Annotated in this window: 12 protein-coding genes; 7 read left to right on the forward strand and 5 right to left on the reverse strand. The window is 70.8% G+C overall.

Going from position 1 to position 14763, the window contains the following annotated elements; genetic code table 11:
• Positions 1–45: 45 nt before the first annotated feature.
• The 6 genes from GSY69_RS01830 to GSY69_RS01855 are packed head-to-tail and all read left to right on the forward strand — an operon-like array spanning position 46 to position 7722.
• The gene (locus GSY69_RS01830; protein ID WP_235936201.1) at positions 46–1935 is read left to right on the forward strand and encodes an ABC transporter substrate-binding protein; all 1890 of its coding nucleotides are present in this window, start codon (positions 46–48) and stop codon (positions 1933–1935) included.
• Positions 1922–2953 carry an ABC transporter permease gene (locus tag GSY69_RS01835; RefSeq protein WP_160952187.1) on the forward strand — a complete coding sequence of 344 codons (1032 nt, stop codon included), beginning with the start codon at positions 1922–1924 and terminating at the stop codon, positions 2951–2953. Before GSY69_RS01830 ends, GSY69_RS01835 begins: the two co-directional genes overlap by 14 nt.
• Positions 2950–3912 (forward strand): ABC transporter permease, encoded by a 963-nt coding sequence (locus GSY69_RS01840; RefSeq protein ID WP_160952188.1) that lies wholly within the window; start codon positions 2950–2952, stop codon positions 3910–3912. The genes GSY69_RS01835 and GSY69_RS01840 overlap by 4 nt, the downstream gene beginning before the upstream one ends.
• Positions 3912–5786 carry a dipeptide ABC transporter ATP-binding protein gene (locus tag GSY69_RS14370; protein WP_160952189.1) on the forward strand — a complete coding sequence of 625 codons (1875 nt, stop codon included), beginning with the start codon at positions 3912–3914 and terminating at the stop codon, positions 5784–5786. The genes GSY69_RS01840 and GSY69_RS14370 overlap by 1 nt, the downstream gene beginning before the upstream one ends.
• The gene (locus GSY69_RS01850) at positions 5783–6880 is read left to right on the forward strand and encodes a S66 peptidase family protein (RefSeq protein WP_160952190.1); all 1098 of its coding nucleotides are present in this window, start codon (positions 5783–5785) and stop codon (positions 6878–6880) included. The genes GSY69_RS14370 and GSY69_RS01850 overlap by 4 nt, the downstream gene beginning before the upstream one ends.
• On the forward strand, positions 6877–7722 hold the full coding sequence (locus GSY69_RS01855) for a serine hydrolase (RefSeq protein WP_160952191.1): 846 nt from the start codon (positions 6877–6879) through the stop codon (positions 7720–7722). The genes GSY69_RS01850 and GSY69_RS01855 overlap by 4 nt, the downstream gene beginning before the upstream one ends.
• 34 nt (positions 7723–7756) lie before the next feature.
• Here GSY69_RS01855 and GSY69_RS01860 read toward each other — a convergent pair whose 3' ends face one another.
• From GSY69_RS01860 to GSY69_RS01880, 5 genes are all read right to left on the reverse strand, one after another.
• Positions 7757–8740: an NAD(P)H-dependent flavin oxidoreductase gene (locus tag GSY69_RS01860; RefSeq protein WP_160952192.1), complete on the reverse strand. Its 984-nt coding sequence runs from the start codon at positions 8738–8740 to the stop codon at positions 7757–7759.
• A 198-nt stretch (positions 8741–8938) separates the two neighbouring features.
• A complete protein-coding gene (locus tag GSY69_RS01865; RefSeq protein WP_160952193.1) occupies positions 8939–9715 on the reverse strand; it encodes an enoyl-CoA hydratase in 777 nt (258 codons plus the stop codon).
• Positions 9712–10767, reverse strand: a complete 1056-nt coding sequence (locus GSY69_RS01870) for an enoyl-CoA hydratase/isomerase family protein (protein WP_160952194.1) — start codon at positions 10765–10767, stop codon at positions 9712–9714. Before GSY69_RS01870 ends, GSY69_RS01865 begins: the two co-directional genes overlap by 4 nt.
• A gap of 59 nt (positions 10768–10826) precedes the next feature.
• Positions 10827–11993, reverse strand: coding sequence for an acyl-CoA dehydrogenase family protein (locus GSY69_RS01875; protein ID WP_160952195.1), 1167 nt, complete (start codon positions 11991–11993; stop codon positions 10827–10829).
• 379 nt (positions 11994–12372) lie between these two features.
• Positions 12373–12876: a MarR family winged helix-turn-helix transcriptional regulator gene (locus GSY69_RS01880; protein ID WP_160952196.1), complete on the reverse strand. Its 504-nt coding sequence runs from the start codon at positions 12874–12876 to the stop codon at positions 12373–12375.
• 531 nt (positions 12877–13407) lie between these two features.
• On the opposite strand from GSY69_RS01880, the gene GSY69_RS01885 reads away from it, so the two are divergent.
• Positions 13408–14151 carry an SOS response-associated peptidase gene (locus tag GSY69_RS01885; RefSeq protein WP_160952197.1) on the forward strand — a complete coding sequence of 248 codons (744 nt, stop codon included), beginning with the start codon at positions 13408–13410 and terminating at the stop codon, positions 14149–14151.
• Positions 14152–14763 lie beyond the last annotated feature (612 nt).

Raw genomic sequence — 14763 nt, forward strand, 5'->3', positions numbered from 1 at the left:
GATAGTTCACTGTTCTTACCGACCTCACAGCCCAAGGTGATCGAAATGCCAGACATCGACCCCCGCGGCGCGGATACGAAAGCGAGCTCCCCCGTGAACTTCCCACAGCGCCCCCGTTTGACCCGGATGGCGGGGGCCGTGCTCGCGGCCGCCGCCCTCACCGCGAGCACGAGCTCGTTCGGCCTCCCCGCGGCAGCGTCGACGGCATCCCCCTCCACCTCGCAGGCCACCGTCGCCGCGAGCGACGATGTGCTGCGCGTGGCCACCTCCGGCTACGTCGACAGCTTCAACCCGTTCACCTCGTACTACTCCCTGCCCACCGGGCTGTTCCGCTACATGTACGAAAACCTCGTGCAGTACGACCAGGAGAAGGGCGAGCCCACCGAGGGCCTCGCGGAGAAGTGGGAGACGAGCGAGGACGGCAAGACGTGGACCTTCCACCTCCACAAGGACCTCAAGTGGTCCGATGACGAGCCGCTGACTTCCAAGGATCCCGCGTGGACGTACACGCAGATGATGAAGAGCGCGGAGATGGGCGCCGCGAACGGCAACCTCGTGGAGAACTTCGACAAGGTCGAGACCCCGGACGACCAGACCCTCGTCATCAAGCTCAAGACCCCGCAGGCGGCCAACCCGGGCATCGAGATCCCGGTGGTGCCCGAGCACATCTGGTCGAAGCAGAAGGACCCCTCGAAGTGGGCCAATGACAAGGCCACGGTGGGCTCCGGTCCCTACCAGATCGAGTCATACCAGGCCAACCAGCACATCACGCTCAAGGCCAACCCCAACTTCTGGCGCGGCGCGCCCAAGATCAACGGGATCGAGTACGTCTACTACACGAACCCGGACGCCTCGGTGCAGGCGCTGCGCGCCAGCGAGGTCGACCTCGTCGCCGGCCTCACACCCAACCAGTTCAAGTCGCTCCAGGGCGTCGAGGGTGTGGCGACGAACCCCGGCAAGGGCAAGCGCTTCACCTCGCTCGCGCTCAACCCGGGCTACGCGAACGCCAAGAACGAGGCCTTCGGCACCGGCAACGCAGCCCTCAAGGACGTCGAGGTCCGCCAGGCCATCCGCCTGGGCATCGACATCGACTCGCTGCGCAAGCAGGTCCTCCAGGACCAGGCGTCGAAGGCCACCTCGTTCATCCCGGACGCGTGGTCGGACTGGCACGTGCCGGACGACCAGCCGGGCCTCGTGTCCTTCAACCCGGATGAGGCGAAGAAGAAGCTCGACGAGGCCGGCTGGAAGGCCGGCAAGGACGGCATCCGCGAGAAGGACGGCAAGAAGCTCGAGCTGCGCTTCGACATCGACTCGACGGACCCGGACCAGCAGACCATGTCGGACTACCTGGGCCCGTGGATGAAGGACATCGGCATCAAGCTCGATGTGAAGTCCAGCGACTCGGACACCCTGTCCACCCGCACCGCCAAGGGCGACTACGACGTCGTCGTCAGCGGCTGGGGCACCTCGCCGGACCCGGATTACCAGCTGAGCATCAACACGTGCGCCTCGCGGCCCAACGCGGACGGCACCGGGCCCACGACGCAGGACGGCTGGTGCAACCCCGAGTTCGACAAGCTCTACAAGCAGCAGCACGCGGAGCTCGACAAGGGCAAGCGCCAGGAGCTCGTGCGCAAGGCGCAGATGATCCACTACAACGACGCGCCGTCCATCACGCTGTGGTACGCGAAGAACCTCGAGGGCTACCGCTCCGACCGCTTCGAGGACTTCGGCCTGCAGCCCTCCGACGGCGGCTCGATCACGAACCAGTCCGGCTACTGGGGCTTCTTCGAGGCCAAGCCCGTCTCCGGCGCGAAGTCCGGCGGCGGCGTGCCCACCGGCGTGTGGGTGGGCGGCGGCATCGTCGTCCTCCTCATCATCGGCGGCGTCGTGTTCGCCGTGCTGCGCAGGAAGTCGGCCGATGACCGCGCTTGAGACTCAGGTCGACTCCGCCGCCGAGGCGCCCGCCGGGCGCCTCGGCGGCGGTTTCCTGCCGTATCTGGCCGGCAAGGTGGGCGGCGCGCTCATCAGCCTGGGCATGGTCATCCTGCTGGGCTTCTTCGCGTTCCGCCTGCTGCCCGGCGACCCCGTGGCCAAGATCGCCCGCGAGCGGCCGATGTCGGCCGACCAGATCGCCCAGCTGCGCCACGAGTACGGCCTCGACAAGCCGTTCCTCGCCCAGTTCTGGGACTACATCGTCAACGTCTTCACCGGCAACTTCGGCACGAGCTACGTGTACAAGATGCCGGTGAGCGACCTCATCGCCCAGTACTTCTGGCCGACGATCCTGCTCACCGGCACCTCGGCCGTGCTCGCCATCGTGCTGGGCCTGTGGCTGGGGCAGAAGTCCGCGTGGGCCCGCGGCTCGTGGTTCGACAAGATCGCCTCGGGCTCCTCGCTCGTGCTGTGGTCCGTGCCCACCTTCTGGCTGGCCCTGCTGCTCCTCATGCTCTTCGGCGGCATCCTCCACTGGTTCCCCACCGGCGGCATGGTCACGGCGAACCTCGCCCCCTGGTCCGGTGCGTGGCTCATCAGCATCGTCGCCCACCTCGTGCTGCCCGTCATCACCCTGACCGCGGTCGTCTACGCCCAGTACCTCATGGTCATGCGCGCCTCGCTGCTCGAGGAGATGAGCGCGGACTACCTCACCACCGCACGGGCCAAGGGCCTGACGGAGGACGAGGTGCGCACGAAGCACGCGGTACCCAACGCGCTGCTGCCCACCGTGACGATCGTCTTCATGCACATCGGCGGGCTCATCGCCGGCGCGGTCACGGTCGAGGCCGTGTTCTCGTGGCCCGGGCTGGGCAAGCTCACCTTCGAGGCGATCCACGGCCCTGACCTGCCCCTTCTGCAGGGCACGTTCGTCGTGTTCTCGGCGATCATCATCGTCATGAACCTCATCGCCGATCTCGTCTACCGCCAGCTCGACCCGAGGATCCGCCGCGCATGAGCACTCAGACACCCGCCCGCACCCCCGGCAGCCCCCGACCCGGAGCCGGCGGTGCCCAGCCGGGCCCCGCCTCGGCCCGCGCGATCGCCTGGGACCGGCGCCGTCGCTCCCTGGCGCGCATCTGGCACGAGTTCGCCTCCGACCGGCTGGCGCTCGGCGCGCTCGTCATCCTGGGCCTCGTCGTGCTCGCGGCGATCCTGGCCCCCGTCATCGCGCCCGCGCGGATGCTCGACGTCACCCAGCTGCTCGACCAGCCGCGCTTCGCGCCCCCCTCGCTCGCCCACCCGCTGGGCACGGACGACCAGGGCCGCGAGCTGTGGGTCCGGATGATCTGGGGCTCGCGCGTATCCCTGACCGTGGGCGTCGCGGCGACCCTCATGTCGATGGTGATCGGCACGCTCGTGGGCATGGCCGCCGGCCACTTCACCGGCTGGGTCGCCGCGGTCATCATGCGCGTCATCGACTTCTTCCTCGTGCTGCCCTCGCTCATCCTCGCGATCGTGCTGTCCTCCGTGCTCGAGCGCGGGGTGCTCACGATCGTCATCGCCCTGGGCGTGACGAGCTGGGCGGGCACCGCCCGCGTCGTGCGCTCGCAGACGCTCAGCGCGGACTCCCGGCTCTACATCGAGCGCGCCCGCGTGCTCGGCGCCGGCCACTGGCACATCATCGGCAAGCACCTCTTCCCCGCCGTGCTCCCGCTCGTGCTGGCCAACACCACGCTCACGGTGGGCGGGGCGATCATCGCCGAGTCGACGCTGTCGTTCCTGGGCCTGGGCGATCCCACGAAGCAGTCGTGGGGCACGATCCTCAAGAACGCGATGGACTCCTCGGCCGCGACGAGCGGCTACTGGTGGTACATCCTCACCCCGGGCATCGCGATCCTCATCGTCGTGCTCGCCTTCACCCTCGTGGGCCGCGCCTTCGAGACCATCGCCAACCCCACGCTCAGGAGCCGCTGATGGCCGACCTCGTCTTCGACGACGTCTCGATCACCTATTCCACCCGCTCGGCCCGCGGAGACATCCGCGCCGTCAAGGACGTCTCGCTCGACATCCCCGCCGGCGGCACCCTGGGCATCGCGGGGGAGTCCGGCTCCGGCAAGTCGACGCTCATCATGGCCCCGCTGCGGCTCCTGCCGGACAGCGCCACGGTGACCGGGCGCGTGCTCCTGGGCGGCGAGGACGTCGCGGACCTGTCCTTCGGGCAGATGCGCGCGCTGCGGTGGGATGCGGCCTCGATCGTCTTCCAGGGGGCCCTGCACTCGCTCAACCCCGTGCGCACCGTCGCCTGGCAGATCATGGAGGCGCTCAGCCACCACACCGCGAAATCCTGGCAGACGCCCGAGGCGCGCCGGGCGCGCATGCTCGACCTCCTCGCCTCCGTCGACCTGGCCCCCGAGCACGCGAAGGCCTACCCGCACGAGCTCTCCGGGGGCCAGAAGCAGCGCGTCATGATCGCGATGGCGCTGGCCTGCGAGCCGGACATCATCATCGCCGACGAGCCCACCACCGCCCTCGACGTCATCGTCCAGGAACAGGTGCTCGCGCTGCTGACCGCGCGCGTCGCGGAGGCGGGCATCTCGCTCGTCATGATCTCCCACGACCTGTCCGTGCTCGCGCAGGTCTGCCAGCGCATCGCGGTGATGAAGGACGGGGAGGTCATCGAGCTCGGGTCCGCCCAGCAGATCGCGACAGCCGCGCACCATCCCTACACCCGGGCGCTGGCCGACGCGTTCCCCACGATCGGCGATCCGGCCTCCCGGATGCGCCCGGCCCGCCGCTCGGCGGCTGCCGCCGCGGCGGAGCCGGTCGAGCCGGCAAAGCCGGCAAATCCGGCGGGGGAGGGCACGGCCGCCGCAGCAAAGCCCGCCGCCTCCGCGCCCGAGGCGCCCACGGATCCGGTGCCCGACGCGCCCAGCCGTCCCGCGCCCGAGGCGCCCGATGCGGCAGCGCCCGACTACGCCTCGGCGCCGGTCCTGCTCGAGGCGCAGGGCCTGTCGGTGACCTTCTCCGCCCGCGGGCGGCGGGTCAGCGCCGTCGACGATGTCGACTTCACCGTCCGCGAGGGCGAGATCATGGCCCTCGTCGGCCAGTCCGGCTCCGGCAAGACCACGCTGGCGCGCACGCTGCTCGGCATCCAGGAGCCCGACCGCGGCACCCGCGTGACGTTCCGGGGCGAGCCGATCCCCACCCGCGGGCGGGCGCTCAAGGCCTTCCGGCGGGAGGTCCAGCTCGTCCTCCAGGACCCGTCGGGCTCGCTCAACCCGCGCCTGAGCGTCTACGAGGCGGTGGCGGAGGGCCTGCGCATCCACGGCATGGACGACGAGGCCCGCCGGGTCGCCGAGGCGCTCGAGGCCGCCGAGCTGCGGCCGGCGCAGGACTTCTTCGAGTCCATTCCGCAGGAGCTCTCCGGCGGCCAGCGCCAGCGCGTCGTCATCGCCGGTGCGCTGGCACTCGGCCCCCGGCTGCTCGTCGCCGACGAGCCCGTGGCCAGCCTCGACGCCTCCGTGCGGGGTGAGATCCTGGGCCTCTTCCTCGACCTGCGCGCCCGCCTGGGCCTCTCCGCGCTCATCATCACCCACGACCTGGGCCTGGCGTGGAACATCGCGGACACGGTCGCGGTCATGCACTCCGGGCGGATCGTGGAGAAGGGCACCGTCGACGACGTGCTGCTCCACCCGCAGCACGACTACACGAAGCGCCTCATCGCCGCGGCGCCCAGCCTGCGCCCGCTGCCCGAGGGCGCCGCGACAGGTGCCGAGGCCGGCGGCGGGACGGGCCACGGTCCGGCCGCCCGGGGCTCGCACGCAGCACCCGCCCGGGACGGGCGGTGAGCGCCCCGGCCAACCCGTTCGCCGCGCAGGCCCCGCTGCGCCCCGGCGATCGGGTGGCGATCGTCTCGCCCTCGAGCCCGGCCAAGCGGGAGCACCTCGACGCGGCGGTGGGCGCCCTGCGCGCCTGGGGCCTCGAGGTCGTCGTGGGCGAATCGGCACTCGCCGTCGACGAGCGCGCCTCCTACCTGGCCGGCTCGGACGAGGTGCGCCGCAGGGACCTGGTCACCGCGTGGACGGATCCCGCCGTCGCCGCGGTCGTGGCCCTGCGCGGGGGCTACGGCGCCATGCGGCTGCTCGACGGCCTGGACTTCCGCGCGCTGCGCGCCGCGGCCCGCCTGCCCGACGGCCGGCCCAAGCTGCTCACCGGCTCCTCCGACATCACCGCCCTCCACCGGGCGTGGCAGGCCTGGATCGGGGTGCCCACCCTGTTCTCTCCCATGCCCGGCAACGCCGTGTTCGCTGACAGCGCGCGCATCCGCGCCGACGTGCGCGCCTGGATGCTCGAACCCTGGGGCGGCCGGACCATCACCGGAGCACTGGACCTGGCCGGCGCCTCGGCGGCGGAGCCGACCCTCGCGCCGGAGGCAAGCCAGGCCAGCGCCTCGGCGGCGGGTGCACGGCCGGAGACCGACCTGCGCGCGCCCACTGTCCTGGCGCCTGGCACCGCGCGCGGCGTGCTGACCGGGGGCAACCTCAGCCTCATCGCCGCCTCCCTCGGCGCGCCCGAGGACTCCCGCCCCGGTGCCGACGGCACGTCGGCCATCGCCGTGCTCGAGGACGTCGACGAGGACCCCCAGCGCCTGGACAACCTGCTCCTCCAGCTCGAGCGCTCCGGCTGGTTCGAGTCCCTGGCCGGCATCGTGCTGGGCTCGTGGCAGGACTGCGGGGACCCGGCGGCCATCGAGGGGCTGCTGCGCGAGTACTTCGCCGAACGCGCCATCCCGGTGGTGGCCGGACTGGGCCTGGGCCACGACCCCGAGGCGCCCGCCGTGGGCCTGGGCGTGCCGGTGGAGCTGCGCGCCCCGGCCGGGGGCGCCCCGGCGCTCGAGGTGCTCGGGGAGCCGGCGCCCCCGGCAGCGGGCGGCGCCGCATGAGCCCCGGCGCTGCGGGCCCCGCGACCGCGCCGGAGCTCGTCCTGCCCCCGCTGCCGGACGGCATCGACTGGTCGATCGAGATCGCCGAGGCGCGCTCGGGGCGCCCGCTCGCGGTCCACCGCGCCCAGGCGCAGCACCGAACTGCGAGCATCGGCAAGGTGTTCCTCCTCATCGAGGCCTGCACGCGCATCGCCGACGGCCGGCTCGACCCGGATGCACCGCTGGACGTGCCGCAGGAGCACGCGGTGGGCGACTCCGGCCTGCTGCGCTGGCTGCGCGCGCCCATCACGGTGGGCGACGCGTGCCTGCTCGTCGCGGCCGTGAGCGACAACCTCGCGACGAACGCGCTCATCCACCTGTGCGGCCTCGAGGCCGTGCGCGCCGTCGCCCCGCGCCTGGGCCTGGCCCAGACGAGCCTGTGGGACTACATCCGCTCGGCCCGGGAGCCTGGCATGCCGTGGACGGCGTCCTTCGGGACGGCCGCGGAGCTGGGCCGGACCATGCGGCTGCTCGCCGCCGGGCTCGCCGTCAGCCGCGAGGTCTCGGACATGGTGCTCGGCTACCTCGCCGCCGATGTCGACACGAGCCTCGTGGCCGGGGGCCTCAACCTGGACGCCCTCGACCACGTCGAAGCCGACGACGGCATCGTCCTGCGCCACAAGACCGGCTACATCTCGATCCTGCGCGCGGACGTGGGCCTCGCGCAGGGACCCGCCGCCGCCGTGTCCTACGCGGTGCTCGCCGAATGGGACGAAGCCGGCGGCGACCGCAGGATCGCGGCCGAGGACGGCATGCGCGCCATCGGGCGCGCCATCCGCGCGCACATCCGCCCCGGACCGTGATCCGGGGCGGTGGGCGGCCGGTGGCCTGGGCGGCTCAGTTTGCGAACGGCGCCAGGCGCTCGCGCAGCGAGTCCTGCGCGCGGACGAACTGCTCGGCGAGCCGGTCGACGAGCTGCGCGGTGGGCACCGACTCGGTGATCGCGCCCACGCCCTGGCCGGAGCCCCAGATGTCCTTCCACGCCTTGGCCTTCGAGCCCTCCTCCGTGCCGAAGCTCATCTTCGAGGGATCGGAGACCGGCAGGTCGTCGGGGTCGAGGCCGGCGGCCTCGATGGAGCCGCGCAGGTAGTTGCCGTGCACGCCGGTGAAGAGGTTGGAGTAGACGACGTCGGAGGCGCCGGCCTCCACGATCATCTGCCGGTAGCCCTCGACGACCCGCGCCTCGGGGGTGGAGAGGAACGCGGAGCCGACGTAGCCGAAGTCGGCGCCCGCGGCGAGGGCGGCGAGGACCGAGGAGCCGTGCGCCAGCGCGCCGGACAGGGCGATGGGCCCGTCGAACCACTCGCGGATCTCGCGGACCAGCGCGAACGGCGAGAGCGCTCCTGCGTGGCCGCCGGCGCCGGCGGCCACGGCGATGATGCCGTCGGCGCCCTTCTCCACGGCCTTGTGGGCGAAGCGGTTGTTGATGACGTCGTGGAGCACGACGCCGCCGTAGGAGTGGATCGCCTCGTTGACGTCCTCCCGGGCGCCCAGCGAGGTGATGACGATCGGCACCTCGTTGCGCACGACGACGTCCAGGTCGTGCTCGATGCGGTTGTTCGTGCGGTGGACGATGAGGTTGACCGCGAACGGGGCCACGTGCTTGCCGGGGTTGGCCTGGGCGAATGCCGCATTGGACTCGCGGATGTCATCGAGCCAGTCCTGGAGGGCTGCCTCCGGGCGCGCGTTCAGCGACGGGAAGCTGCCGATCACGCCGGCCTGGCACTGCGCCTTGACGAGCTCCGGGCCGGACGCGATGAACATGGGCGATGCGATGACCGGCAGGCGAAGCGGCGCCTGCAGCGCGGACGGCAGCGACATGGATGGCTCCTTTGGCATAAGTGATCGTTCGTTCACATTGTAGGCACACGGGGCACCGGGCAGCTCGTGCAATGGGCGCCGTGCCGAGCGCGGGCACTGCTGCGCCCTAGGCCCGGATACGCGAACTCCCCGCGGGCCGGGTGGCCTGCGGGGAGTTCGCGGGGCGGGGTGCCCCGGGGCGTGGAGCCCGGGCGGCGGTCACGAATCCGTGAAGTTCGGATCCCGCTTCTCCACGAAGGCGCTCATGCCCTCGACCTGGTCGTTCGTGGCCAGCGAGGAGTGGAAGAGCCGGCGCTCGAAGTTGAGCCCCTGCTCGAGCGTCGTCTCGAAGGCCAGGTTGACGGCCTCCTTGACGAGCATCGTCGCGACCGCGGACTTCTTCGCGATCGTGCCGGCGATCTCGTAGGCGGTGTCCATGAGCGCCTCGGGCTCCACGACGCGCGCGGCGAGTCCCGAGCGCTCGGCCTCCTGCGCGTCCATCATCCGCCCGGTCAGGCACATGTCCATCGCCTTGGCCTTGCCCACGGCGCGGGTGAGGCGCTGCGAGCCGCCCATCCCGGGCAGCACGCCCAGGTTGATCTCCGGCTGGCCGAACTTCGCCTTCGACGACGCGATGAGGATGTCGGCCATCATCGCGAGCTCGCAGCCACCGCCGAGCGCGAAGCCGTTGACGGCGGCGATGATGGGCGTGCGCACGCCCGTCAGGCGCCGCCAGCCGGCGAACCAGTCGGCCTTGTAGGCCGTGGCGAAGTCGAGGTCCTTCATCTCCTTGATGTCCGCGCCCGCGGCGAACGCGCGGCCGGAGCCGGTGATGACGATCGCCTTGACCTCCGGGTCTGCATCGAAGGCGGCGGCAGCATCGGTGACGTCGGTGAGCACCTGCATGTTGAGCGCGTTGAGCGCCTCGGGCCGGTTGAGCGTGATCGTCGCGACGCCGTCGGCGGTTTCGGTGAGGATTGTCTGGTACTGGCTCATGAGAAGACCTTCTCCTGGCGTTCGGTGTCGAGGATGGATCGGATCTCCGCCTCGTCCAGGGCGGACACGGCGGCCGGATCCCACTGCGGGTTGCGGTCCTTGTCGATGACCTGGGCGCGGATGCCCTCGCGCAGGTCGGGGTAGTGGGCGATGTTGAGCGCGGCGCGGTAGTCGCGCTCGAGCACCTCCTGCAGGCTCATCGTCTTCGCGGTGCGGATCATCTCGAAGGTCACCGCCAGCGAGCGCGGCGACTTCGATTCGAGCACGTCGGCCGTGTGCGCCGCCGCTTCGGAGCCCTCGGCGCGCAGGGCGGCGATGATCGCGAGCACGGAGTCCTGGGCGAAGCAGGTGGCGATCCACTGCTCGTCGCGGGCGAGCTCGTTCTCCGGTGCCTCGGCGGCGAACTGGGCCGCGAAGTCGGCGGCCACCTCGGGCGCCTCCGCGGGGGCCTCGGTGAGCGCCGCGCGCAGGGCGGGCAGCTGGGCGCGGGGCACGAAGTGGTCGGCCAGCCCGTAGGCGAGCGCGGCGCCGGCGCGCACGGGCTCGCCGGTCAGGCCCATGTACATGCCGATCTCGTGGGGCAGCCGGGCGAGGAGGTAGGTGCCGCCCACGTCCGGGAACAGGCCGATGCCGGTCTCCGGCATGCCCACCTTCGTCGTCTCGGTGACGATGCGCACGCTGCCGTGGACGGACACGCCCACCCCGCCGCCCATCGTGATCCCGTCCATGAACGCGATGTAGGGCTTCGGGTAGTTCGCGATGCGGTTGTTCATCCGGTACTCATCGGAGAAGAAGAGCTCGGACTCGTCCGTGCCGTCGACGACCGAGCGGTAGATGCCCTTGATGTCGCCGCCGGCGCACAGGCCGCGCTCACCGGCGCCGGTGATGAGCACCGCGGCGACCGAGTCGTCGTCCTGCCAGTCGATGAGCGCGCGATCGACCTGCTCGATCATCTCCGTGCTCAGCGCGTTGATGGCCTTGGGCTTGTTGAGTTCGATGTGGCCGAGCGCTCCGTCGCGGTCGACGATGACCGTGGCTTCCGTGTCCGTCATCTGTTCCTCTCCTGGCTTCTGCGGATGGGGCTGGTGTGCTGTGTGGGCGGGGCCGCGCGTCAGGCGACCCCGGTGCTCTTGCGCGAGATGATGACGCGCATGATCTCGTTCGTGCCCTCGAGGATCCGGTGCACGCGCAGGTCGCGCACGAGCTTCTCGATTCCATACTCTTGCAGATACCCGTAGCCGCCGAACAGCTGGAGGGCCCGGTCGGCGACCTCGAAGCCCGTGTCCGTGGCGGTGAGCTTCGCCATGGCCGACAGCAGCGAGGTGTTGGGGTCCTGCGCATCGTAGGCCGCTGCGGCGCGCCAGAGCATGGAGCGGGCGGCCTCGAGCTTGGCCTGCATGTCCGCCACTTCGAAGCGCAGGGCCTGGAAGCCGGTGAGGTCGGTGCCGAAGGCCTGGCGCTCGCCCATGTAGGCGATCGCCTTCTCGAGGGCCGCCTGGCCCCCGCCGATCGAGCAGGCGCCGATGTTGAGGCGCCCCCCGTCGAGCCCGGACATGGCGATCTTGAAGCCCTGGCCCTCCTCCCCGATGAGGTTGCCGGCCGGCACGCGCATGTTCTCCATGAAGACCTGGCGGGTGGGCTGGGCCCGCCAGCCCATCTTCTTCTCGTTGGCCCCGAAGGTCAGCCCCTCGGTTCCCTTCTCCACGACGAAGGTGGAGATGCCCCGGGCGCCCTCCTGGCCGGTGCGGGCCATGACGAGGTAGATGTCCGTTTCGCCGGCGCCGGAGATGAACTGCTTGACGCCGTTGAGCACGTAGTCGTCGCCATCGCGGCGCGCCGAGGTGCGGATCGCGGCCGCGTCCGAGCCCGCGTTGGGCTCGGTGAGGCAGTAGCTGCCGAGCTTGTCGAAGCTTGTGAGCGGCGTGAGCCACTTCTCCTGCTGTTCGGGGCTGGCGTAGCGGTCGAGCATCCACGCGACCATGTTGTGGATGGACATGTAGCTGGCCACCGAGGGGCAGCCGGTCGAGAGCGCCTCGAAGATGAGCGCGGCGTCCATGCGGCCCAGGCCGGAGCCGCCGTTGTCCTCGGAGACGTAGATGCCGCCCATGCCCAGCTCACCGGCGGCCTTGATGACGTCGACGGGGAAGTGGTGGTTCTCATCCCACTCGAGTGCGTGGGGCGCGATCTCCGCTTCCGCGAAGTCGCGGCACATCGCGGAGAGCTCCCGCTGCTCCTCGGTGAGGCCAAAGGTCAGTGCGGCGGCGGTGGTGCGTGCCATGGCGGCTCCTTCGTCGTGTGGCTGCGTCGTGTGGCGGTGGCGGTTCGTCGTTCATGGGGCAGCGGGTGCGCGCACCGGCGTCGTGCTCGGGCGATCGGCCCGCGGGTGGGGCCATCGTGGCGGCCGCGCGGCGGTGCGCGGCTGTCCGCGCGGGGACCGCATCGCCGGGTCGGCGGTGTGCCCCCCAACGGGGGACAGGAGGCCCTGCCGAGGGCGTTGGGGCGAGTCTAGACGAAACTACTTGGACGTCCAAGTAATCGGTGCGGGGACCGGCGAGGCGCGAGGTGCGGCGAGCCCAGGCACGCAATGCCCGGGTGCGCAATGAGCGTTCGGGTGCGGGGCCGGCGGGCGGTAGAGGAGCCGGGGCCGTGCGCTCGCCTCAGTCCTCCTGATCGCGCTCGAGGCCCTCGCGCAGGTAGAGGAGCCGGCCGAGGAGCTGGGTGAGGGTGGCCGACTCGACTTCCGGGCGCTCGAAGACCTGCGAGTTGAGCGCATCGGTTGCCCGTTCCACGAGGGCGCGGCCCTCCGGCGTGATCGCCGCGAGCGTGGTGCGCCCGTCATTGGGGTGGGGCAGGCGCTCCACGAGCCCCGCCGCCTCGAGTCGGTCGACCGAGTTCGTCGTCGATGTGGCGTGGACCTGGAGGCGCTGGGTGACCTTGTTGAGCGGCAGCTCGCCGCGCTTCGTGAACGCCAGCAGCCGCAGCACCTCGTAGCGGGAGAAGGTCAGCCCGAGCGGCTTGAGCACGGCGTCGACCCGGGCGAGCAACAGCTGGTGGACGCGCATGACGGAGGTCACCAGCGTCATGCCGTCGGCGGCGTCCTCCCAGCCGTGCGCGATCCACTGCTTGCGCGACTCCTCAATGGGATCGGGCACTGCGGGCATGCGCTCTCCTGGCTGTTCGGGGCCGGCGGCCGGGCCGCCGCGCGGTGCCGCCAAGCGGTGGGCGGCGTGCGGCACAGTCTGCCTCACAGTCTACTGAGGCGACGGTTTCCGGGGCGCACGCCGCTGGGGCGGAGGCCATTGCGACGCCGCGACAGACGCGGGTGGCACAGGCGCCGACCGGTGGGGTGCCGGGCTGAGCGAGGACGCCGGGGGTGGCAAGGCGCATCGCGCTGAGCGAGGGGACTGCGCTGGTTGTGGGCACTGCGCTGGTTGAGAGTACTGGGCAGCTGAAGGGCGCCGGGCTGGTTGAGCGCACTGGGGTGCTGAAGGGGGCGGGGCTGTTGAAGCGCACTGGGCTGCTGGAAGGCACTGGGATGTTGAAGGGCGCTGGGCTACTGGAAGGCACTGGGCTGAGCGGGAGCGCAGAGCGTCGCGGGGGCAAGGCACCCTGGGCGGGACTGCGCCTGGGATTGCCGCACCGCAACGCAGCGCGCCGTAGCGGCCCGGTGCGGATCATGGGAGCATCGGGGCATGTGCGGACGCCTCAACCTCTCGCTCGATCCCGCGGACCTCGTGGACGAGCTCGACATCGCCCGCGACGGCTATCCGTACCGCGAGCGCTACAACGTGCCGCCGAGCGCGGTCATCCCGATCATCGCCGACCGCCCCGCGGAGTCGGGCGAGGTGAGCCGCCGCCTCGAGGCCGCCCGCTGGGGCCTGGTCCCCGGCTGGGCCAAGGACATCGGGATCGGCTCGCGGGCGTTCAATGCGCGCAGCGAGACGATCGCGGACAAGCCCATGTTCCGCACCGCCCTCGGTGCGCGCCGCTGCATCGTCCCGTGTGCCGGCTACTACGAGTGGGAGCGCACGGAGGCGGGCAAGCAGCCATGGTTCATGCACCCGGAATCCGGTGACTGGCTGTTCATGGCCGGCGTCTTCGAGTTCCGCCGGGTCGATGCCGAGCTCGCCGACGGAACCGTGACGGGGGAGGACCCCGCGGTGCAGGACGGGTGGCTCGTCTCGGCGAGCATCATCACGGCCCCCGCGGCCGGCCACCTGACGCAGGTGCACGACCGCATGCCGGTCATGCTCGACCGTGCGGGAGTCGAGCGCTGGCTCGACCCGAGCCTCGCCAAGGAGGAGGCGGCCGCGGTCTTGGGTGCGGCGATCGCGGACTTCGATCCGACGATGGTCGCGCGCCGCCGCGTCGGGCAAGCGGTCGGGAAGGTCGGCAATGAGGGCCCGCAGCTGGTCGCGCCCGTGCCCGCTCCGTAGGACCGCGGCCCGGGCGTACACCACCGGGGTGCCCGGACAGGGCGCGCCTCGAGCCGGTGTCCATGCCCTCAACGTCCCAGCGGTGCCCAGGGTCACACCGGCCGGACTTGCGCGCTGACCTCGGGGCGAGTAGCTTGGTTCCTGTTGCTCGAAGCGGAAAACACCGAAGCGAGCGGGCTCCCGATCATCGATCGGATGCAGCCCCGTTTCCACTGGAACCGCAGCGGATGAGCAGCAGATCCGGAATCGGCCACGAGGCCGAGATCACAGTTCGCGGACTTGCTCCGCACACTGCATCGGGTCTAGAGTAGTAACCCTGCCGCAGCGCGGTAACCGAAGCTCACAGAGCATCCGGCCTGCGCACAGCGTCTGTTCTTTGAGAACTCAATAGCGTATTCGTACATACAAGTCTTTCTGCGATGCCAGTATTTTTGTTGTATTGGCTGGCAGAAGTATTTAGTTATTTGATTGACGTAACGGACACTCGGCTGCCTGCCCTTTGTGGTGGGTTGGTGGGGTGTTGTTCTTGTCAGTGATTCTTTTGTCGGCTGGGGTCTTTTTTGGCTCGCACATTTTTTTGTGGAGAGTTTGATCCTGGCTCAGGACGAACGC

The sequence above is a fragment of the Brevibacterium rongguiense genome, assembly GCF_009857845.1.
Classification (GTDB): Bacteria; Actinomycetota; Actinomycetes; order Actinomycetales; family Brevibacteriaceae; genus Brevibacterium; species Brevibacterium rongguiense.